Source organism: Alicyclobacillus sendaiensis NBRC 100866 (genome assembly GCF_001552675.1).
GTDB lineage: Bacteria > Bacillota > Bacilli > Alicyclobacillales > Alicyclobacillaceae > Alicyclobacillus > Alicyclobacillus sendaiensis.
Map to the genome: position 1 here is coordinate 1 of NZ_BCRQ01000111.1, position 2,918 is coordinate 2,918.

1 protein-coding gene is annotated in these 2,918 nt (G+C 66.1%); it reads right to left on the reverse strand.

Annotated features, from left to right (window positions below; all coding sequences use genetic code 11):
• Positions 1-2,836: DEAD/DEAH box helicase (locus tag AS26_RS13375; protein ID WP_062310579.1), on the reverse strand; the 2,836-nt coding region annotated here is incomplete at its 3' end.
• Positions 2,837-2,918: the final 82 nt, after the last annotated feature.

Sequence of the window (2,918 nt, forward strand, 5' to 3'; positions counted from 1 at the left end):
CCATCACGCCGGCCGGCTTCAACGCGAACAACTGATACAGCGCCTCGTCGTCGAGCTCCGTCACCCAGTCCTCCGACACGCGGCTCACCACGTCGGACAGCGCCCGCTTCGCCCGCAGCATCTCGTCGATCCGCTCCTCCAGCGTCCCCACGCAGATCATCTTGTGCACTCCCACGCCCCGCAGCTGACCGATCCGATACGCGCGATCCGTCGCCTGATCTTCCACTGCCGGATTCCACCACCGATCGTAGTGAAACACGTGATTCGCCCGCGTCAGATTCAGGCCCACGCCGCCCGCTCGCAGCGACAGGATGAGCACGGGAGACGGCATTCGCTTGCCTTGATACTGCTCGACAATCTCGCCCCGCACCTTGGCGGACATCCCTCCATGCAGAAACGCCGGCCGAAAGCCCAACACCTCTTCCACCGCTTGGCAGAGTATCTCGCCCATCTCTCGAAACTGCGTGAACACAAGCGCCGCCTCCCCGCCATCCACGACCACGCGCAGGAGGTCCAAGAGGCTCCGCAGTTTCCCACTCCGCTTGGCAGACGGCCGCCCACCGGCGATGAGCGCCGGGTGATCGCACACCTGCTTGAGCCGGAGCAACGTGGTGAGAATCGTCCCCCTTCGGGCCATGGCGTTCGAACCGCGCCCGATTTGCTCGAACATCTGATCCACCAGCGCCTGATACATCGCCGCCTGCTCCGCCGTCAGGAGCGCGCGCTCCTCCACTTCCCACTTCTCCGGCAGCTCCGGCGCAATCGCCGGGTCGCTCTTGCGCCGACGCAGAAGGACAGGGCGAAGCAGCCCCTGCAGCTGGCGCATGCGCACACCGCTCAGGTCCCGTCCCTCCGCGATGGAGCCAAACGTCGCGCGAAACCAGCGCAGCGATCCGAGGTATCCTGGATTCAAAAAATCCATCAGCGACCACAGCTCGTCGAGCCGATTCTCCACAGGCGTGCCCGTGAGCGCGACGCGATGACGGCTCGTCAATGCGCGAAGCGCCCGCGCCTGCTGGGTCGAGGCGTTTTTCACCACCTGTGCTTCGTCGATCACGACGCAGTCAAACGCGCGCCGGCAAAACGCCTCCCGGTCTCGAAGCAAGGTCCCGTAGGTGGTGATGACGAGATCGGCAGCGCCTGCGAAAGCCCGGTCCAGATTTCGCGCGGGCCCGTGATGCACGTACACCGACAGATCCGGGGCAAACCGCTCGATCTCGGCCTTCCAATTGGCGACGAGCGACGTCGGACAGACGAGAAGATGGGGGCCCGACGCCTCCCCTCGCTCCTTCACCCAAAGCCAGTACGCAATCATCTGCACGGTCTTGCCGAGACCCATGTCATCCGCCAGGCAGCCGCCGATGCCAAGCTTTCTCAACTGAATGAGCCAAGCAAAGCCCCGCTCCTGGTAGTGGCGCAGAGCACCTCGAAACGAAACGGGCGGCGGCTCTGGCGCCACGTCTCGGTTGACCGTCCAGACGTCCACCCAGTGGTGATCGGGCGGGACGTCCTCCACCACCTCCATCCTCCCCGGCCCGTCGTGCGCGGCCAGGGCCTGCGCGCGCATCCACTCGAGAGGGCTAACTCTCTCGCCGCGCTTTGGCAACACTTCGATTTGACGGAGAAGATCGGCGAGCGGCACGAGGCGCCACACCCCGTCCACCTGCACGAAAGGCGTCTGCTTCTCCACCATCCGCCGAAACGCCTCGGGCGTGAGGGTGCGGTCGTCGATCACGACGGACCAATCGAACCGAGCGACCGCATTCGCGGAGAACCTCGGAACGCCGTCCGCGCTTCGCCCACCTCCACGGCGAGGTCCGCCGCTGTCCAGGCGCTCCAACCGAACGCGGATTCGAATATCCCGCGCCTCTTCGAGCGCTGGCGTTTCGACGTGAAACGACGCGCGGCGCAGCGCGGGAAGTTCCTGCGACAGAAGTCGAACCATCTCATCAGGGTGAAGGACAGCCCGCGCCGGCGCAGGGGCGTTGAGCGCGCGCGCAATGGCGGGGCACAACCGCGCCGCCTCCCGCAATTTCGGCAGAAACCACCGCTCCGGCGCCACGAGCACGTCCCCATTCGCAACCATTTTCCGGGATGGAGACTGCCAATAAGCCACAAGCGGAATTCGCTCGCCGGTCCACCGGTGCCGAAGTTCAAAGCGAAGCGCCCACTCTCCACCGAGGTCCTCGCTTGGCGGTTCGAGCGAAAAGGCGAGATCATATGCCAGATGCCCGCTGTCGTCGTCGAAGTCCGGGCGCGCCCACCCCGAATCTGCCAGAGCCCGCTCGCACGCCCTGCTCACGATCCAGCCATCCGCCGCGAAACGCGGAGCGCCGACCAGCGCCCGCGCCCATGCAGCCAGCGCCTCCCGCTCTCCCCGATACAAGACGCTGTACCCCGTGCCCGCAGACGGCGTGCGCACATCCACCTCCGAGATGCGCCGCCTGAGCTCGCGATCGACGAACTGAATGAAGAGCGCATCCACGGCGGCCGGAGACGGATAGAACTTCGCCAGGGCGCCCCGCGTGGCATACGACACGAGGCGATAGCGAAGCGCAAGCAGCGCATCCGAGGTCCAAGCGGGCACCCAGCGCGCCACAAAATACGCTTCGCCGGATGGCAAGCCCACCGCGCCGCCCTGTGCCACCTGGCGAAGCCACAGGGCGACATCCGGCCCCGCCATCCCGTCCCGATGCGCCACCGCCACCACGTCGCCCTTCTCCACGATGACCCGCGCGAGATCAAGCGCCCGCGCCTGCCAGGTGCGCAGGGCGTCTGCCAGGCCAACCTCGCCCCCCGCGCGCTTCTCCATTCGCTCTGGCGCGATTCGATCCATCCACGCGCCCCCGTTCCTGCAATGTCCTGTCTCTTGATCATAACACCTCCCGCAGAACGCCGAAACCCGAGCGTTTCACACA